Source organism: Pseudomonas lalucatii (assembly GCF_018398425.1).
Taxonomy (GTDB): Bacteria; Pseudomonadota; Gammaproteobacteria; order Pseudomonadales; family Pseudomonadaceae; genus Aquipseudomonas; species Aquipseudomonas lalucatii.
In genome coordinates this window covers 550,230-566,286 of sequence record NZ_JADPMV010000002.1, presented here as the reverse complement: position 1 = coordinate 566,286, position 16,057 = coordinate 550,230, and the positions used below count along the sequence as shown (strand labels likewise).

General features: G+C 66.5%; 16 protein-coding genes. 11 read left to right on the top strand and 5 right to left on the bottom strand.

The window, feature by feature from the left end:
* Positions 1 to 39: 39 nt before the first annotated feature.
* The 8 genes from fghA (at position 40) to rpoS (ending at position 6,878) form a co-directional block, all read left to right on the top strand.
* On the top strand, positions 40 to 885 hold the full coding sequence (gene fghA / locus I0D00_RS16060) for an S-formylglutathione hydrolase (protein WP_213640831.1): 846 nt from the start codon (positions 40 to 42) through the stop codon (positions 883 to 885).
* A 63-nt stretch (positions 886 to 948) separates the two neighbouring features.
* Positions 949 to 1,422 carry a 2-C-methyl-D-erythritol 2,4-cyclodiphosphate synthase gene (gene ispF, locus I0D00_RS16055; protein WP_213640830.1) on the top strand — a complete coding sequence of 158 codons (474 nt, stop codon included), beginning with the start codon at positions 949 to 951 and terminating at the stop codon, positions 1,420 to 1,422.
* Positions 1,419 to 2,477 carry a tRNA pseudouridine(13) synthase TruD gene (truD, locus tag I0D00_RS16050; protein ID WP_213640829.1) on the top strand — a complete coding sequence of 353 codons (1,059 nt, stop codon included), beginning with the start codon at positions 1,419 to 1,421 and terminating at the stop codon, positions 2,475 to 2,477. Before ispF ends, truD begins: the two co-directional genes overlap by 4 nt.
* The gene (gene surE, locus I0D00_RS16045; protein ID WP_213640828.1) at positions 2,465 to 3,214 is read left to right on the top strand and encodes a 5'/3'-nucleotidase SurE; all 750 of its coding nucleotides are present in this window, start codon (positions 2,465 to 2,467) and stop codon (positions 3,212 to 3,214) included. Before truD ends, surE begins: the two co-directional genes overlap by 13 nt.
* Before the next feature lie 41 nt (positions 3,215 to 3,255).
* Positions 3,256 to 3,891: a protein-L-isoaspartate(D-aspartate) O-methyltransferase gene (locus I0D00_RS16040; protein ID WP_213641805.1), complete on the top strand. Its 636-nt coding sequence runs from the start codon at positions 3,256 to 3,258 to the stop codon at positions 3,889 to 3,891.
* A 24-nt stretch (positions 3,892 to 3,915) separates the two neighbouring features.
* The gene (locus I0D00_RS16035) at positions 3,916 to 4,854 is read left to right on the top strand and encodes a polyprenyl-phosphate transporter (RefSeq protein WP_213640827.1); all 939 of its coding nucleotides are present in this window, start codon (positions 3,916 to 3,918) and stop codon (positions 4,852 to 4,854) included.
* Positions 4,855 to 4,925: 71 nt separating this feature from the next.
* Positions 4,926 to 5,765, top strand: a complete 840-nt coding sequence (locus tag I0D00_RS16030; RefSeq protein ID WP_213641804.1) for a peptidoglycan DD-metalloendopeptidase family protein — start codon at positions 4,926 to 4,928, stop codon at positions 5,763 to 5,765.
* A 105-nt stretch (positions 5,766 to 5,870) separates the two neighbouring features.
* Complete coding sequence (rpoS, locus tag I0D00_RS16025; RefSeq protein WP_213640826.1) at positions 5,871 to 6,878, top strand: RNA polymerase sigma factor RpoS; 1,008 nt, start codon at positions 5,871 to 5,873, stop codon at positions 6,876 to 6,878.
* 437 nt (positions 6,879 to 7,315) lie between these two features.
* On the opposite strand, the gene fdxA is transcribed toward rpoS, so the two are convergent.
* Positions 7,316 to 7,639: a ferredoxin FdxA gene (gene fdxA / locus I0D00_RS16020; protein ID WP_021441853.1), complete on the bottom strand. Its 324-nt coding sequence runs from the start codon at positions 7,637 to 7,639 to the stop codon at positions 7,316 to 7,318.
* A gap of 139 nt (positions 7,640 to 7,778) precedes the next feature.
* Positions 7,779 to 10,352 (bottom strand): DNA mismatch repair protein MutS, encoded by a 2,574-nt coding sequence (mutS, locus tag I0D00_RS16015; protein ID WP_213640825.1) that lies wholly within the window; start codon positions 10,350 to 10,352, stop codon positions 7,779 to 7,781.
* Positions 10,353 to 10,430: 78 nt separating this feature from the next.
* Here mutS and I0D00_RS16010 point away from each other — a divergent pair, with 78 nt between their 5' ends.
* The 3 genes from I0D00_RS16010 to recX all read left to right on the top strand — a co-directional run bounded on the left by I0D00_RS16010 (position 10,431) and on the right by recX (position 12,569).
* Positions 10,431 to 10,943, top strand: coding sequence for a CinA family protein (locus I0D00_RS16010; RefSeq protein WP_213640824.1), 513 nt, complete (start codon positions 10,431 to 10,433; stop codon positions 10,941 to 10,943).
* An 83-nt stretch (positions 10,944 to 11,026) separates the two neighbouring features.
* A complete protein-coding gene (gene recA, locus I0D00_RS16005; protein WP_213640823.1) occupies positions 11,027 to 12,070 on the top strand; it encodes a recombinase RecA in 1,044 nt (347 codons plus the stop codon).
* Positions 12,071 to 12,107: 37 nt separating this feature from the next.
* On the top strand, positions 12,108 to 12,569 hold the full coding sequence (gene recX, locus I0D00_RS16000) for a recombination regulator RecX (RefSeq protein WP_213640822.1): 462 nt from the start codon (positions 12,108 to 12,110) through the stop codon (positions 12,567 to 12,569).
* A gap of 185 nt (positions 12,570 to 12,754) precedes the next feature.
* Here the strand turns inward: recX and I0D00_RS15995 are convergent, their stop codons facing one another.
* The 3 genes from I0D00_RS15995 to I0D00_RS15985 all read right to left on the bottom strand — a co-directional run bounded on the left by I0D00_RS15995 (position 12,755) and on the right by I0D00_RS15985 (position 16,037).
* Positions 12,755 to 13,834: an LOG family protein gene (locus I0D00_RS15995; protein ID WP_213640821.1), complete on the bottom strand. Its 1,080-nt coding sequence runs from the start codon at positions 13,832 to 13,834 to the stop codon at positions 12,755 to 12,757.
* Between the two features lie 152 nt (positions 13,835 to 13,986).
* The gene (locus I0D00_RS15990) at positions 13,987 to 15,390 is read right to left on the bottom strand and encodes an MBL fold metallo-hydrolase RNA specificity domain-containing protein (RefSeq protein ID WP_213640820.1); all 1,404 of its coding nucleotides are present in this window, start codon (positions 15,388 to 15,390) and stop codon (positions 13,987 to 13,989) included.
* A 245-nt stretch (positions 15,391 to 15,635) separates the two neighbouring features.
* Positions 15,636 to 16,037: a quorum-sensing-regulated virulence factor family protein gene (locus I0D00_RS15985; RefSeq protein ID WP_213640819.1), complete on the bottom strand. Its 402-nt coding sequence runs from the start codon at positions 16,035 to 16,037 to the stop codon at positions 15,636 to 15,638.
* Positions 16,038 to 16,057 lie beyond the last annotated feature (20 nt).

Sequence of the window (16,057 nt, the reverse complement as noted above, 5' to 3'; positions counted from 1 at the left end):
GGGGCGCGCGTGGCGCTTCTCCACCCTACGGAGACTGTCATGACCTTGGAAAATATCTCCTGCCAGAAGAGCTTCGGCGGCTGGCACAAGCGCTATCGGCACCACTCCAGCACCCTGAGCTGCGACATGGTATTCGCCGTTTACCTGCCTCCGCAGGCCGAACAGGGCGCCAAGCTGCCGGTGCTCTACTGGCTGTCGGGGCTGACCTGCACCGACGAGAACTTCATGCAGAAGGCCGGCGCCCAGCGCCTGGCGGCCGAGCTGGGGCTGATCATAGTCGCGCCGGACACCAGTCCGCGCGGCGACGATGTGCCCGGCGACCCGGATGGTGCCTGGGACTTCGGTAAGGGCGCCGGTTTTTATCTCAACGCCACCCAGGAGCCCTGGGCTCGGCACTACCGCATGCACGACTACGTGGTGCAGGAGTTGCCGGCCTTGATCGAGGCCAACTTCCCGGTCTCGGACAAGCGTGGCATCAGTGGCCATTCCATGGGCGGCCATGGCGCGCTGGTCTGTGCCCTGCGCAACCCGGGCCGCTACCAGTCGCTGTCGGCCTTCTCGCCGATCAGCAACCCGATGAACTGCCCCTGGGGCGAGAAGGCCTTCTCCCGCTTCCTCGGCGAAGAACGCTCGCGCTGGCGCGAATGGGATGCCTGTGCGCTCATCGCCGAGGCCGCCGAGCGTTTGCCGATCCTGGTGGACCAGGGCGACCGCGACGACTTCCTCGAGGGCCAGCTCAAGCCCGAGGCGCTGCAAGGCGCCGCTCAGGCCGCCGGGCATCCGCTGACCCTGCGTCTGCAGCCGGGCTACGACCACAGCTACTACTTCATCGCCAGTTTCATCGACGACCACCTGCGTCATCATGCCGAGGCCCTGCGCGGCTGAGGCCAGCCTGGCGGCCGATAGTCCTGTAGAATCACGCCCTGAATTTTCAGGGCGTTGTTCTTTATGCGTATTGGTCACGGCTACGATGTGCACCGCTTCGCCGCGGGTGATTACGTCACCCTCGGCGGCGTGCGGATTCCCCACAGGTTCGGGTTGCTCGCCCACTCCGATGGCGACGTGTTGCTGCACGCGCTGTGCGATGCACTGCTCGGCGCGGCGGCGCTGGGGGATATCGGCCGGCACTTCCCCGACACCGATCCGCGCTTCAAGGGCGCCGACAGCCGCGCGCTGTTGCGTCACGTGCTCGGCCTGATCCGGGCCAAGGGCTGGGCAGTCGGCAACGTCGACGCCACCATCGTCGCCCAGGCGCCGAAGATGGCCCCGCACATTCCCGCCATGTGCGAGCGGATCGCCGAAGACCTGCAGGTCGGCCTGGAGCAGGTCAACGTCAAGGCCACCACCACCGAGAAGCTCGGCTTCACCGGTCGCGAGGAAGGCATCGCGGTGCATGCCGTGGCGCTGTTGGTCGCGCTATGACCGAGCTCGAACTGCTGGGGCCGCGGGCCCACGGGCCGGCCTGCGGGAGCGCCGTACTCAAGGCCAGTGCCGAAGACTTCCAGGTCGACGAGGTGCTGGATATCCCCCTGGCGGGCGAGGGCGAGCACCTCTGGCTGTGGGTGGAGAAGCGCGGCCTGAATACCGAGGAGGCCGCCAAGCGTATCGCCCGCGCCGCCGGCGTGCCGTTGCGGCTGATCAGCTATGCCGGCCTCAAGGATCGCCAGGCCCTGACTCGGCAGTGGTTCAGCCTGCACCTGCCGGGCAAGGCCGACCCGGACCTCGGCGGCGCCGAGGGCGCGGAACTGGCGATCCTCAAGCGCGTGCGCCATTCGCGCAAGCTGCAGCGCGGCGCCCACGCGGCCAACGGTTTCATCCTGCGCCTGACCCGGCTCAGCGCCGACACCGCGGCGTTGGAGCGGCGCATGCAGCGGATCGCCGCCGCGGGCATCCCCAACTATTACGGCGCGCAGCGCTTCGGTCACGAGGGTGGAAACCTGGCCCATGCCCGGCATTTCGCGGCGGGCAACAGCCTGCCGGAAAAGCGTAACGTGCGTTCGCGGGTGCTCTCGGCGGCGCGCAGTTACCTGTTCAATCGCACCCTCGCCGCGCGTGTGGCTGCCGGCAGCTGGAACCAGGCGCAGCCCGGCGACCTGCTGGCCTTCACCGACAGCCGCAGCTTCTTCATGGCCGGCGCTGCGGAGTGCGGCGACCCGCGGCTGGCGGCGCTCGACTTGCATCCGACCGGTCCGTTGTGGGGCGTCGGCCCCTCGCCGTCCGGCGGCGCCATCCAGCAACTGGAGCAGGAGTTGGTCGGCGACGACGGCGTCCTGGTCGATTGGCTGGCAGAAGCGGGCCTGCAGCACGAACGGCGCATCCTGCGCCTCCCCATCGGCGGTTTGACGTGGCATTATCCCGAGCCTGACATTCTGCAACTGGAATTCGTCCTGCCGGCTGGATGCTTCGCCACCGCACTGGTGCGCGAGCTCGTCGATCTACTGCCGGCGGGGCAGACGGATAACCCATGCGTATTCTGATTTCTAACGACGACGGCGTGGCGGCGCCCGGCCTCGCCGCGCTGCACGCCGCGCTGCTCGACTATGCCGACTGCACGGTGATCGCCCCCGATCAGGACCGCAGTGGCGCCAGCAGCTCGCTGACCCTGGACCGCCCGCTGCACCCGCAAACCCTGGCCAACGGCTTTATCAGTCTCAACGGCACGCCCACCGACTGCGTGCACCTGGGGCTGAACGGCCTGTTGCCGGAGCTGGCGGACCTGGTGGTGTCGGGCATCAACCTCGGCGCCAACCTGGGCGACGACGTGCTCTATTCGGGCACCGTGGCCGCGGCCCTGGAGGGGCGCTTCCTGCTGCGCCCGGCGTTCGCCTTCTCGCTGTTGTCGCGGACGCCGGACAACCTGCCCACCGCCGCCTATTTCGCGCGCAAGCTGGTGGCCGCCCACGAACGTCTCGACCTGCCGCCGCGCACCGTGCTCAATGTCAACGTGCCCAACCTGCCCCTGGAGCAGATTCGCGGCATCCAGCTGACGCGCCTGGGTCACCGCGCCCGGGCGGCAGCCCCGGTCAAGGTGATCAACCCGCGCGGCAAGGAGGGCTACTGGATCTCCGCCGCCGGCGCGGCCGAGGACGGCGGGCCGGGGACGGATTTCCATGCGGTGCAGCAGGGCTACGTATCGGTGACTCCGCTGCAGCTCGACCGTACCTTCAAGGAGGGCTTGAACGGCCTGCAACCCTGGCTGGAGACCTTGCTCTGATGAACCGCGAACAGGACGACCTGCACCGCCGCGGCATCGGCATGACCTCGCAGCGCACCCGCGAACGACTGATCCAGCGCCTCTACGAGGAGGGCCTGTCCAACGCCCGCGTGCTCGAGGCGATCCGGCGCACGCCGCGCCACCTGTTTGTCGACGAGGCCCTGGCACACCGGGCCTATGAAGACACCGCCTTGCCGATCGGCAGCAATCAGACCATCTCCCAGCCCTATATGGTGGCGCGCATGAGCGAGCTGCTGCTGGCGGCGGGGCCGCTGGACAAGGTGCTGGAGATCGGTACCGGCTCCGGCTATCAGACCGCCATCCTCGCCCAGCTGGTCGAGCGGGTGTTCACCGTCGAGCGTATCCAGGGGCTGCAGGACAGGGCCAAGGAGCGTCTGAGCGAGCTGAACCTGCGCAACGTGGTGTTCCGCTGGGGCGACGGCTGGGAGGGCTGGCCGGCGCTGGCCCCCTACAACGGCATCATCGTCACCGCGGCGGCCTCCGAGGTGCCGCAGGCGCTGCTCGAGCAACTGACCCCGGGCGGGCGCCTGGTCATCCCGGTCGGCGCCGGCGATGTGCAGCAGCTGCTGCTGATCGTCCGCGAGGAGCACGGCTTTTCCCAGCATGTGCTGGATGCCGTGCGTTTCGTGCCCCTGCTCAACGGGCCGCTGGCCTGACCTTTCGCGTAACTGGATGGACCCATGAACAAGCATTTCCTGCTCTATGCCAAGGGCATCGCCATGGGCGCCGCCGATGTGGTGCCGGGCGTCTCCGGTGGCACCGTGGCCTTTATCAGCGGCATCTACGATGAGCTGTTGCGCTCGATCGCCAGCGTTCCGGCAGCCGCGGCCCTGCTGCTGCGGGGGCGCATCGGCGGCGCCTGGCAGGCGGCCAATGCGACCTTCCTGCTGGTGCTGCTGGCCGGCATCCTCACCAGCGTCGTCAGCCTGGCGCGGCTGATCAGCTATCTGCTGGTCGAGCAGCCGATCCCGGTCTGGTCGTTCTTCTTCGGCTTGATCCTGGTCTCCTCGCACATAGTGGCGCGGGAGATTCGGCGCTGGAACTGGAGTCGCGGACTCAGCTTCGTCCTCGGAGCGGCCTTCGCCTACTGGATCACCGTGGCTTCGCCGATGCAGTGGGATAGCGATCCCTTGAGCCTGTTCCTGGCCGGCGCCATCGCCATCTGCGCGATGATCTTGCCGGGGGTGTCCGGCAGCTTCATCCTGGTGCTGCTGGGGCTCTATCCCTTCGTGCTCGGGGCGGTCAAGAGTCTGGATGTCGGGGTGTTGGCACTCTTCGCCAGCGGCTGCCTGGTCGGCCTGGTGAGCTTCGCCAGCCTGCTACGCTGGTTGCTGGTGCGCTGGCGCGACCTTGCGTTGGCGTTCCTCACCGGGCTGATGCTCGGTTCGCTGAACAAGATCTGGCCGTGGAAGGAGACCCTCAGCTGGCAGACCAACCGTCACGGCGAGCAGGTGCCGCTGTTGCAGGCCAATCTGTCGCCCGGGCGTTTCGCCGAAGTCAGCGGCCAGGACCCGCAACTGCTGCTGGCCATCCTCCTGGCGCTGGCCGGCGTGCTGCTGGTGCTCGGCCTGGAGTGGTTGGCCGGGCGCCCCCAGCAAAACCCTGGCTGCGCCGATTAATTACGGCACAATACGCGCCAACAGCCCCAGCCAGTAGCCAGATGAGGAAGACCCGGGTGAGCTCCACTGCCATGCCATCGCGAATTGCCCGCAGCAGCGTTCGCTGCCTCCTGAGTGGCCTGGTGCTGGGGGCACTGCTCAGCGGTTGCGCCAGCCCGCCGCCGGGAGGGGTGCAGGTGGTCGACCGTAACCAGCGCGGTGCCGGCGCGCTGCAGCAGCGAGCGACCGTGACCAGCGGGCAATACGTCGTGCGCCGTGGCGATACCCTCTATTCGATCGCGTTTCGCTTCGGCTGGGACTGGAAAGCCCTGGCCGCCCGCAACGGCATCACGGCGCCCTACTTGATCCGGGTGGGCCAGGTGATTCGCTTCGACGGCCAGCGTTCCACGCCGCCGAGCCCCGTGGTGCGGGCCGTGCCTGCGCCGGTTGTGGTGACGCCGATCAAGCCGGCGGCGCCCGTTCCGTCGGCGCCGCCGCCGGTGCGCAGTGCGCCGGCGACAGCGGTGCAGGCCACGCCGGTACAGCCGGTGCAGCGTTCGGCAACGGGCTGGGCCTGGCCGTCGCAAGGGGCGGTAATCGGACGTTTTTCTTCAAACGGCAGTTTGAATAAAGGCATTGATATCGCCGGGGAATTGGGCCAGCCTGTTTTAGCTGCGTCTGATGGCTCAGTGGTGTACGCCGGGAGTGGTTTGCGGGGCTACGGCGAGTTGCTGATCATCAAGCACAGCGATACCTACGTCAGTGCCTACGGACACAACCGCAGGCTGTTGGTACGGGAGGGGCAACGGGTCAAGGCGGGACAGACGATTGCCGAGATGGGCTCTACGGGAACCGATCGGGTGAAGCTTCATTTTGAAATTCGCCGCCAGGGTAAGCCTGTAGATCCATTGCAATACCTGCCGCGTCGCTGATCGGTCGCCAGCCTGTTCCCTTTCGTGGGTGCCACGGGCTCAAGTGTAGCCAAGGATCCAGGCGACGCTCGGGCTTGCTGTCGAACTCAGCAAGGAGCAACCACCATGGCTCTCAAAAAAAAAGAAACGCCGGAGTTTGACGTCGACGATGAGGTTCTCCTGATGGAGCCCGGCATTGTTCTGGACGGCGGGTCAAATGAGGAGAAGCCAGCGCCGGCTTCTCGCTCCAAGGCCAAGAATTCCACCAGCAGCAAGCAGCACAAGTACATCGACTACACCCGGGCGCTCGACGCCACTCAGCTGTACCTCAACGAAATCGGCTTCTCCCCCCTGCTGACTCCCGAGGAGGAGGTGTTCTTCGCGCGCCTGGCGCAGAAGGGCGACCCCGCCGGGCGCAAGCGCATGATCGAGAGCAACCTGCGGCTGGTGGTGAAGATCGCCCGGCGCTACGTCAACCGGGGGCTGTCGCTGCTGGACCTGATCGAGGAGGGCAACCTCGGCCTGATTCGTGCCGTGGAGAAGTTCGACCCCGAGCGCGGCTTCCGCTTCTCGACCTACGCCACCTGGTGGATTCGTCAGACCATCGAGCGGGCGATCATGAACCAGACCCGCACCATTCGCCTGCCGATTCACGTGGTCAAGGAGCTCAACGTCTACCTGCGGGCCGCTCGCGAGCTGACCCAGAAGCTCGATCATGAGCCGTCGGCGGAGGAGATCGCCAACCTGTTGGAGAAGCCGGTGGGTGAGGTCAAGCGCATGCTCGGCCTGAACGAGCGAGTGTCCTCGGTGGATGTGTCCCTGGGCCCGGATTCCGACAAGACCCTGCTCGATACCCTGACCGACGACCGCCCGACCGACCCCTGCGAACTGCTGCAGGACGACGACCTGTCGCAAAGCATCGACCAGTGGTTGTCGGAGCTGACCGACAAGCAGCGCGAAGTGGTGGTGCGCCGATTCGGTCTGCGCGGTCATGAGAGTTGCACCCTCGAGGAGGTGGGTCAGGAGATCGGCCTGACCCGCGAGCGCGTACGGCAGATCCAGGTCGAGGCGCTCAAGCGCCTGCGGGAGATCCTGGAGAACAATGGCCTGTCCAGTGATGCGTTGTTCCAGTGAATTGAACGCTCCTCAAAACCCGGCCTCGGCCGGGTTTTTTGTGTGCGTTCGTGTAAGTCAGCGCTTACAGGCGCTGTAAGTCATTGCGGGAATGTGCCGCGGGCTGGTGGCTCTCCGGGGTAGGGTTGTTTTTATAAGTTTTTGATTTGATTGATATTTAAATTATTCTTTTTGCGATCTGCTGTGGGCCTGTAGGGGCCCTATGGACTTGTCGGCAGCCCGGAAAACGCTAATATCACACCTGTGTCGAGGGATAGACACGGGTCGCTAAGGACGGTGGCCAGGACAATCGCCGGATGCGATTTCATCAGGACGATGAGTGGGAAATAAAGGGAATAGGGACAAAAGAGTGGGCGGGTTATCCCGCCCCTTTTTTTGCCTGCAGGAAAGCAAAAGACCCGCACGAGGCGGGTCTTTTTATGGGCGCTGGAAAGGTTTCAGCGTTCCAGGTGCTGCAGTTTGTCCTTCACGCCATCCCACTCTTCGGCGTCGGCCAGGGCGTCCTTCTTCTCGGTGATGTTCGGCCAGACCTCGGCCAGGTCGGCGTTCAGCTCGATGAATTCCTGCATGTCCTCCGGCACCTCGTCCTCGGAGAAGATCGCCTGGGCCGGGCACTCCGGCTCGCAGAGGGCGCAGTCGATGCATTCGTCCGGGTGGATCACCAGGAAGTTCGGGCCTTCGTAGAAGCAGTCGACGGGGCAGACTTCCACGCAGTCGGTGTATTTGCACTTGATGCAGTTGTCGGTAACGACGAAGGTCATGGCTTGATTCTCTCCTCGGGCGGCAGCCTGGCCCCGTCTATAGCTGGGCTTGCAGGCGTTCGTTATTGGCCGCGGCTCAGGCTTTAAACCGGGCAGTCATAAAAATGGCCGCGATTCTAACAGCTTGTACGGACCTGCGTTAGATGCGTGTCTTCCATGTATATAACAGTTCCAGTGCCTTGCGCGGCGTTAGATCATCGGGATTGATCCTCGACAATTCCTCCAGCAGGGGATGCGGCAGGCTGGCAAACAGGTCGCTCTGCAGGGGGGCGCTGGCCTGTCCGGGTATTGGCGCTGGCGGCTCGTGGGGCAGGCTGGTGGTTTCCAGGCGCGCCAGGTGCTCGCGGGCGCGGCCGATCACCTCGCTGGGCACGCCGGCCAATTGCGCCACCGCCAGGCCATAGCTCTGGCTGGCCGGGCCGGGCAGCACGTGATGGAGGAATACGATGCGCTCGTTGTGCTCGGTGGCATTGAGGTGCACGTTGGCCACGATCGGCTGGCTCTCCGGCAGCACGGTCAGTTCGAAGTAGTGGGTGGCGAACAGGGTGTAGGCGCGCAGCTTGGCCAGTTGTTCGGCAGCCGCCCAGGCCAGCGACAGGCCGTCGAAGGTGCTGGTGCCGCGGCCCACCTCGTCCATCAGTACCAGGCTGTGTTCGCTGGCGTTGTGCAGGATGTTGGCCGTTTCGCTCATCTCCACCATGAAGGTCGAGCGGCCGCCGGCCAGGTCGTCGCTGGAACCGATGCGGGTGAAGATGCGGTCGACCGGTGACAGCTCGCAGCTGGCCGCCGGGACGAAACTGCCGATGTGGGCGAGCAACACTATCAGCGCCGTCTGGCGCATATAGGTGGACTTACCGCCCATGTTCGGCCCGGTGATGATCAGCATGCGCGTGGCATCGTCGAGGCGCAGGTCGTTGGCCACGAACGGCGTGGTCAGCACCTGCTCGACCACCGGATGGCGGCCCTGCTCAATGCGCATGCAGGGCTCGTCGACGAAGCGCGGGCGGTTGAGGTCGAGCGTCAGCGCGCGCTCGGCCAGGTTGCTCAGCACGTCCAGCTCGGCCAGGGCGGCGGCGCTGTCCTGCAGCGGCGCCAGGTGTGCGATCAGCAGCTCCAGCAGGGCCTCGTAGAGCATCTTCTCGCGGGCCAGGGCGCGGCTCTTGGCCGACAGCGCCTTGTCCTCGAACTCCTTGAGCTCGGGGGTGATGAAGCGCTCGGCGCCCTTGAGGGTCTGCCGGCGGATGTAGTCGGCGGGGGCCTGTTCGGCCTGCTTGCTCGGTAGCTCGATGAAATAGCCGTGCACGCGGTTGTAGCCGACCTTGAGGTTGGCCAGGCCGGTGCGGGCCTTCTCCCGGGTTTCCAGGTCCATCAGGTACTGGCCGGCGTTCTCGCTCATCGCCTGCAGCTCGTCTAGCTCGGCGTCGTAGCCGGTCTTGAGTACGCCGCCCTCGCGGATCACCGCCGGCGGATTGTCGATGATCGCCCGCGCCAGCAGGTCCGCCAGCTCCGGGTAGGTGCTGACGCTGGCGGCCAGTGCGTTCAGGTGCGGCGCCTCCAGCTGGCTCATCGCCTGCTGCAACTGCGGCAGCGCCGCCAGGGCGTCGCGCAGGCGGGCCAGGTCGCGCGGGCGCGCGTTGCGCAGGCCGATGCGGGCGAGGATGCGCTCCAGATCGCCGATTTCCTTGAGCTGCGGCTGCAGGGTTTCGAAGCGATAGTTTTCCAGGAAACAGGCGATCGACTCCTGGCGCGCCTCCAGCACCGCACGGTCGCGCAGCGGGCGATTCAGCCAGCGGCTGAGCAGGCGGCTGCCCATGGCCGTCTGGCAGCGGTCGACCACCGACTGCAGGGTGTTGTCGCGGCCGCCGGCCAGGTTGATGTCCAGCTCCAGGTTGCGCCGGCTGGCGCCGTCGAGGATCACCGTGTCGTCGAGGCGCTCGTGGCGCAGGCTGCGCAGGTGCGGCAGGGCGGTGCGCTGGGTCTCCTTGGCGTAGCCGAGCAGGCAGCCGGCGGCGCCGATGGCCAGGGTCAGGTTCTCGCAGCCGAAGCCCTTGAGGTCCTGGGTGCCGAACTGCTGGCACAGGCTCTTGTGCGCCGAATCGCGCTCGAAGTCCCAGGGCGCACGGCGACGGGCACCGCGCCGCTTCTCGGCCGGCAGGCCCTGGGGCCAGTCGTCCGGGATCAGCAGCTCGACCGGATTGAGCCGTTCCAGTTCGGCCAGCAGGTTTTCCCAGCCCTTGATCTCCAGCACGCTGAAGCGGCCGCTGGTGATGTCCAGCACCGCCAGGCCGAACAGGCGCTCGTCGCCCAGCACGGCGGCCAGCAGGTTGTCGCGGCGCTCGTCGAGCAGGGCCTCGTCGCTCACCGTGCCGGGGGTGATGATGCGCACCACCTGGCGCTCCACCGGGCCCTTGCTGGTGGCGGGGTCGCCGACCTGCTCGCAGATCACCACCGACTCGCCGAGCTTGACCAGTTTGGCCAGGTAGCCCTCGACCGAGTGGAAGGGGATGCCGCACATCGGGATCGCCTGGCCAGCCGACTGGCCGCGGGCGGTGAGAGTGATGTCGAGCAGCTTGGCGGCCTTCTTCGCGTCCTCGTAGAAGATCTCGTAGAAGTCGCCCATGCGGTAGAACATCAGCTGGTCCGGGTGCTGGTTCTTCAGCTTCCAGTATTGCTGCATCATGGGGGTGTGGGCGCTGAGATCGCTTTGGCTCATCGTTCTGGACTGTCCGGCTGAATCGCAAAAGCGCCTAGTGTAGGGTATCCCCCTTGCCCGTTTCACCCCGGAGTGTCGATGACTGTGGATGATCGCGAACTGACCCGCCTGGCCGCCGAGCTGGGGGCGCGGCTGCTGGCCACCAGGGAGCAGGCGAGCGCGGCCGAGTCCTGTACCGGCGGCGGCATTGCCGAGGCCATAACCCGGATTCCCGGTAGCTCCGCCTGGTTCGAGGCCGGCTACGTGACCTATTCCAATTCGCAGAAGAGCAAGCAGCTGGGCGTGCCCGAGGAGCTGTTCGCCAGCGTGGGCGCGGTCAGCCGCGAGGTGGTCGAGGCCATGGTGCGTGGCGCCCAGGCCGCCAGTGGCGCCCGCTATGCGGTGGCGGTCAGCGGTGTGGCCGGCCCTGATGGTGGCTCGCGGGAGAAGCCGGTAGGTACCGTCTGGCTGGCCTGGGGCGACGGTGGGCAGTTGTTCAGCCAGCGCCGGCAGTTCGCCGGCGATCGCGCGGAAGTACGCCGACAAACGGTCAAGGCCGCCCTAGAGGGGCTGCTGGACCTGTTGGCAAAAGAAAATCCGGGGGCGGGGTAGGCGGGCGACTTGCCCTATGGAATAATACTGTCTACTTATACAGTTGTTGGCCGTCAGGCCCTCTTGATCACGTGAGGACTTCAATGGACGAGAATAAGAAGCGCGCCTTGGCGGCTGCCCTGGGGCAGATCGAAAAGCAGTTCGGCAAGGGCGCGGTGATGCGCATGGGCGACCACGAGCGCCAGGCGATTCCGGCCATCTCCACCGGCTCGCTGGGCCTGGACATCGCCCTGGGTATCGGCGGTCTGCCGAAGGGGCGCATCGTCGAGATTTACGGTCCGGAGTCCTCGGGCAAGACCACCCTGACCCTGTCGGTGATCGCCGAGGCACAGAAGCTCGGCGCCACCTGCGCCTTCGTCGACGCCGAGCACGCGCTGGACCCGGACTACGCCGGCAAGCTCGGCGTGAATGTCGACGACCTGCTGGTGTCGCAGCCGGACACCGGCGAGCAGGCCCTGGAGATCACCGACATGCTGGTGCGCTCCAACGCCATCGACGTGATCATCGTCGACTCCGTGGCGGCCCTGGTGCCCAAGGCGGAAATCGAAGGCGAGATGGGCGACATGCACGTGGGCCTCCAGGCGCGCCTGATGTCCCAGGCGCTGCGCAAGATCACCGGCAACATCAAGAACGCCAACTGCCTGGTGATCTTCATCAACCAGATCCGCATGAAGATCGGCGTGATGTTCGGCAGCCCGGAGACCACCACCGGCGGCAATGCCCTGAAGTTCTACTCCTCGGTGCGCCTGGATATCCGCCGCACCGGCGCGGTCAAGGAAGGCGACGAGGTGGTCGGCAGCGAGACCCGGGTCAAGGTGGTGAAGAACAAGGTGGCGCCGCCCTTCCGTCAGGCGGAGTTCCAGATTCTCTACGGCAAGGGTATCTACCGTAACGGCGAGATCATCGACCTCGGCGTGCAGCTCGGTCTGTTGGAGAAGTCCGGCGCCTGGTACAGCTACCAGGGCAACAAGATCGGCCAGGGCAAGGCCAACTCGGCCAAGTACCTGGAGGACAATCCGGATGTGGCGCGCACCATCGAGGGCCTGATCCGCGAGAAGCTGCTGGTGTCCAGCACTCCGGCCAAGGCTGCGGTCGAAGACCGGGCCTCCGCCGAAGTCGACGCCTGAGTTAATCGTTGGACGATTGCGCAGCAGGCCCTAGAGCATGTCGGTGATCCTGGATAACCCGCTGGCCGTGCGCCGTGCCGCCATGGACCTGCTGGCGCGCCGCGAGCACGGGCGGGTCGAGCTGGCGCGCAAGCTGCGCCAGCGTGGCGCCGCCGCCGAGCTGATCGAGGCCGCCCTCGACCGCCTGGCGGAGGAGGGCCTGCTGTCCGAGGCGCGTTACCTGGAGAGCTTCATCGATCATCGCGCGCGGGCCGGTTACGGGCCGCAGCGGATTCGCGAGGAGTTGACGCAGCGGGGGCTCGCCCGACCGCAGGTCGAGCAGGCGCTGCGCGACAGCGGCATCGATTGGGCCGAGCGGCTGCAGGACACCTGGCGGCGCAAGTTCGCCGGCAAGCAGCCTGGCGACGCCCGCGAACGTGCCCAGCAAGGGCGCTTCCTCGCCTACCGTGGATTCTCCCAGGAGGCGATAGGACGCCTGCTGCGCGGCATCGAAGACTGAGCGCTGCAAGCGCCTGCCCTCCTCGACGGTCACTGGCCCCGGGTTCTGGTCGAAGAGCGCCGCGGCGCGCGCGATATTGATGTTCCAGCCTGGGGCGCCAGATGGCTTCGAGCCGGTTGCCTGCCAGCGGCCGCCCGGGCTGCGGCGTCCCTCCGGCCCGGGGCAGTGATGGCCGCTGGCAGCGCTCAGGCGTTCGGTGCCCAGCTCTGCGGCAGGTTGATGTAGTTCAGTAGCTCCCTCAGGCGGCCGTGGTCGCGGCCGTTGAAGGCGAAGGCCAGGCGCGTGAGGTGGCAGAGCTCCGGTTCGTCACGCTCCAGATCGGACGGCGGCTGTTGCTGGAAGCCGCCGCTCTTGCACAGGTCGGTGTAGTCCTGGTTCAGCCGGTGCATGGCCTCATCGTTGAGCGGGTGAGTGAGGCGGATGACGAAGAGTCCCTTCAGCCAGCGACTGGAGTGGAAGTTGCGATAGAACCGGGCAATCTCCTCGGCGGCCTCGTCGGCGCTGTGCACCAGGCGCATCAGATTCAGGTCGCTGGGCAGGATATAGCCGTGGCCGAGCAGCTGTTTCTCGACAAACTCCAGGTGGTCGCGCCAGTAGCTGCCCCCCGGCTGATCGAGCAGCACCACCGGCACCAGGGGGCTCTTGCCGGTCTGGATCAGGGTCAGTACTTCCAATGCCTCGTCCAGGGTGCCGAAGCCCCCGGGGCAGAGCACCAGGGCGTCGGCCTCCTTGACGAAGAACAGCTTGCGCAGGAAGAAGAAGTGGAACGACAGCAGGTTGCCGCTGCCCTCCACCGTGGCGTTGGCGCCCTGCTCGAAGGGCAGGGTGATGTTGAAGCCCAGGCTGTTCTCCAGGCCGGCGCCTTCGTGGGCGGCGGCCATGATGCCGCCGCCGGCCCCGGTCACCACCATCAGGTCGTAGCGCGCCAGGGTGGCGCCCAGTTCGCGGGCCAGTCGATAGACCGGGTGGTCGACCGGGGTGCGCGCCGAACCGAATACCGTGACCTTGCGCCGGCGCTTGAACTGCTCCAGCGTGCTGAAGGCATGCTCCATTTCGCGCAGGGTCTGCAGCATGATCTTGGCGTCCCAGCGGTTGCGGTCGGCCTGGGCCATGCGGATGACCGTGATGAGCATTTCCCGGTACAGCGGCAGGTTGGGGCTGTCCGGCGGCACCGCCAGGGTGGTGAGCTCCTCCACCTTGCTGGCCAGGTCGATGCCGCTGGTCTGGAAGTGTCGCGACAGGTAGTCGTCCGATTCGTAAGGCATGGTACTTCCCCTTTTTCGAATACGGGCCGAGTCGTTTCGGTTCCCTGATGCGCCCGGCCCTGCTCAAGAGTATGGCCGGGTCGGGACGCTTTTGGGCGGGCCGCGCTGCTTAGGGGGGGGCATAGCGCAGGAGGGGAACGGCGCGCGTGGTGCTACAGGGCGATCTGCTCGCCGGGTTCGGGGATGTTGGCGAGCCAGTTCAGGCGTTCGCGCAGCACCTGCTGCAGGACCTGCGACTTCTCCAGCTCGCCGTGTACCAGATACAGCTCCGGGTGGTGCTTGAAGTGGCTGACCCAGTCGAGCAACTGCGCCTGCCCGGCATGGGCGGAGAAGCCGCCGAGGGTATGCACCCGGGCCTTCACCGCAATCCGTTGGTGCAGCACCTTCACCGTGGCGGCGCCATCGACTATGGCCCGGCCGGTAGTGCCGCCGGCCTGGAAGCCGGGGAACACCAGATGGCAGTCACTGCGCCAGAGGTTGTGCTTGAAGTGGTGAACGATGCGTCCGCCGTTGCACATGCCGCTGCCGGCGATGATGATCGCGCCGCTCTTGACCCGGTTGATCGCCATGGACTCCTCCGGTGTCGGCGTGCAGCGCAGAATCGGCAGCCAGTCCTCGATGCGCTTGATGTGTCTGGCCTCGATCTCCGCCTGGTTGCGCTGGGCGAACTGCTGGTGATAGCGGGCGTAGATGGCGTTGGCGCGGATGGCCATGGGGCTGTCGAGGAAGACCGCCCGTTGCGGCAGGCGACCTTCCTGGTAGAAACGCCCCAGGTAGTAGATCAGGTCCTGGGTGCGGCCGACGGCGAAGGCGGGAATCAGCACGTTGCCGCCGTCGCGGTGGGCCTGCTGCAGGATGTCGGCCAGCTCCTCGAGGGTCTCGCTGCTGTTGCGGTGGTCGCGGTCGCCGTAGGTGGATTCGAGCAGCACCAGGTCGGCGCGCTCCAGCGTGGTCGGCGCGCGCATCAGCGGGGAGCAGGTATTGCCCAGGTCACCGGAAAACACCAGGCGACGGGTCAGGTGGTGGTCCTGCACATCCAGTTCGACTATCGCCGAGCCGAGGATGTGTCCGGCATCGTGGAAGGTCAGCTGTACGCCCTTGGCCACCTCATGGGCGTTGCCGTAGGGCAGGGGGTGGCGAAGGCCGAGGGTCCGCTCGGTATCTTTGGTCGTGTACAGCGGCTTGACCGGCGGTTTGCCTTGGCGCACCCGCCATTTGCTTTCCCATTCGGCATCCTTTTCCTGGATGTGCGCCGAGTCCAGCAGCATCAGTTCCATCAGTTCGCTACAGGCCTCGGTAGCGAAGATCGGGCCGCGGTAGCCCGAGGCCACCAGGCGTGGCAGCAGGCCGGTGTGGTCGAGATGGGCATGGGAGACGACCACGGCGTCCAGGCTGGCGGGATCGAAGGGGAAGGGGGCGCGGTTGCGATCCTCCTCCTGCCGGCGGCCCTGGTGCATGCCGCATTCGAGCAGCACGCGCGCGCCATCGCGGCTCTCGATCAGGTAGCAGGAACCGGTGACCTGGCGAACGGCCCCGAAGAAATTGAGTAGCGCCATGGGAGTACTCCTTGGGCGTGCCGGAGGGGCACGGTCACAGGTTGCGCCGGGGCGGGGCCGCGGGATTTGATCCAGATCAGCGCGAGCCCGGATCGGCCGGCGCAAAGGCGCCATGGCGCAAGGGGTGTGCCGCCTTCCGCTGCGCTACTCGAGGTGTGCCTGTGGGGTCTAAAGACTAGTCGGGCTGGCGCTCGGGCACCTGCCGCTCATTCGCGCGATGGCCGGCGGCGAGTGCCAGGCTGCGCTCACGGCAGGTTGCAATCGGCCTTGGCGAAGCGCTCGCTGGTCACCGGGCGGTTGCTCCGGTACTCGCTGAACTGGTAGCGCAGCACCGCACCCTGGGCCAGCAGGCGGCGGTAGCCGGCATTGCCGCACACGCTATCGGCCAGTTGCGCCCTTACCGTGTCGGGATTGCCGCGCATCTGTGCGGCGTGGCCGGCCCGTACGCTGAGGTGGTTGATCAGCTCGTTGCCCTCGACGGTGTAGCCGCGGTCGAGGATGTCGGCGTTGATGGCCCGCGGCGAGCCCTGGCTGCTCTGCCGGGCGACCTGCTCCAGCATCCGGGTCAGCTCGTGGTCCTTGAGCGAGGCGGCCTGGGCGTAGAAGGGCAGGCACAGGGCGAGGGTCAGGGCGGTGGTGCGCAACATGAAGAACTCCGGAAGCGATT

What these genes read in the sequence shown, in the direction of transcription:
- fghA (WP_213640831.1), top strand. Translation starts at nt 40, where the DNA reads ATGACCTTGGAAAATATCTCCTGCCAGAAGAGCTTCGGCGGCTGGCAC.
- ispF (WP_213640830.1), top strand. Translation starts at nt 949, where the DNA reads ATGCGTATTGGTCACGGCTACGATGTGCACCGCTTCGCCGCGGGTGAT.
- truD (WP_213640829.1), top strand. Translation starts at nt 1,419, where the DNA reads ATGACCGAGCTCGAACTGCTGGGGCCGCGGGCCCACGGGCCGGCCTGC.
- surE (WP_213640828.1), top strand. Translation starts at nt 2,465, where the DNA reads ATGCGTATTCTGATTTCTAACGACGACGGCGTGGCGGCGCCCGGCCTC.
- I0D00_RS16040 (WP_213641805.1), top strand. Translation starts at nt 3,256, where the DNA reads ATGACCTCGCAGCGCACCCGCGAACGACTGATCCAGCGCCTCTACGAG.
- I0D00_RS16035 (WP_213640827.1), top strand. Translation starts at nt 3,916, where the DNA reads ATGAACAAGCATTTCCTGCTCTATGCCAAGGGCATCGCCATGGGCGCC.
- I0D00_RS16030 (WP_213641804.1), top strand. Translation starts at nt 4,926, where the DNA reads ATGCCATCGCGAATTGCCCGCAGCAGCGTTCGCTGCCTCCTGAGTGGC.
- rpoS (WP_213640826.1), top strand. Translation starts at nt 5,871, where the DNA reads ATGGCTCTCAAAAAAAAAGAAACGCCGGAGTTTGACGTCGACGATGAG.
- fdxA (WP_021441853.1), bottom strand. Translation starts at nt 7,639, where the DNA reads ATGACCTTCGTCGTTACCGACAACTGCATCAAGTGCAAATACACCGAC.
- mutS (WP_213640825.1), bottom strand. Translation starts at nt 10,352, where the DNA reads ATGAGCCAAAGCGATCTCAGCGCCCACACCCCCATGATGCAGCAATAC.
- I0D00_RS16010 (WP_213640824.1), top strand. Translation starts at nt 10,431, where the DNA reads ATGACTGTGGATGATCGCGAACTGACCCGCCTGGCCGCCGAGCTGGGG.
- recA (WP_213640823.1), top strand. Translation starts at nt 11,027, where the DNA reads ATGGACGAGAATAAGAAGCGCGCCTTGGCGGCTGCCCTGGGGCAGATC.
- recX (WP_213640822.1), top strand. Translation starts at nt 12,108, where the DNA reads ATGTCGGTGATCCTGGATAACCCGCTGGCCGTGCGCCGTGCCGCCATG.
- I0D00_RS15995 (WP_213640821.1), bottom strand. Translation starts at nt 13,834, where the DNA reads ATGCCTTACGAATCGGACGACTACCTGTCGCGACACTTCCAGACCAGC.
- I0D00_RS15990 (WP_213640820.1), bottom strand. Translation starts at nt 15,390, where the DNA reads ATGGCGCTACTCAATTTCTTCGGGGCCGTTCGCCAGGTCACCGGTTCC.
- I0D00_RS15985 (WP_213640819.1), bottom strand. Translation starts at nt 16,037, where the DNA reads ATGTTGCGCACCACCGCCCTGACCCTCGCCCTGTGCCTGCCCTTCTAC.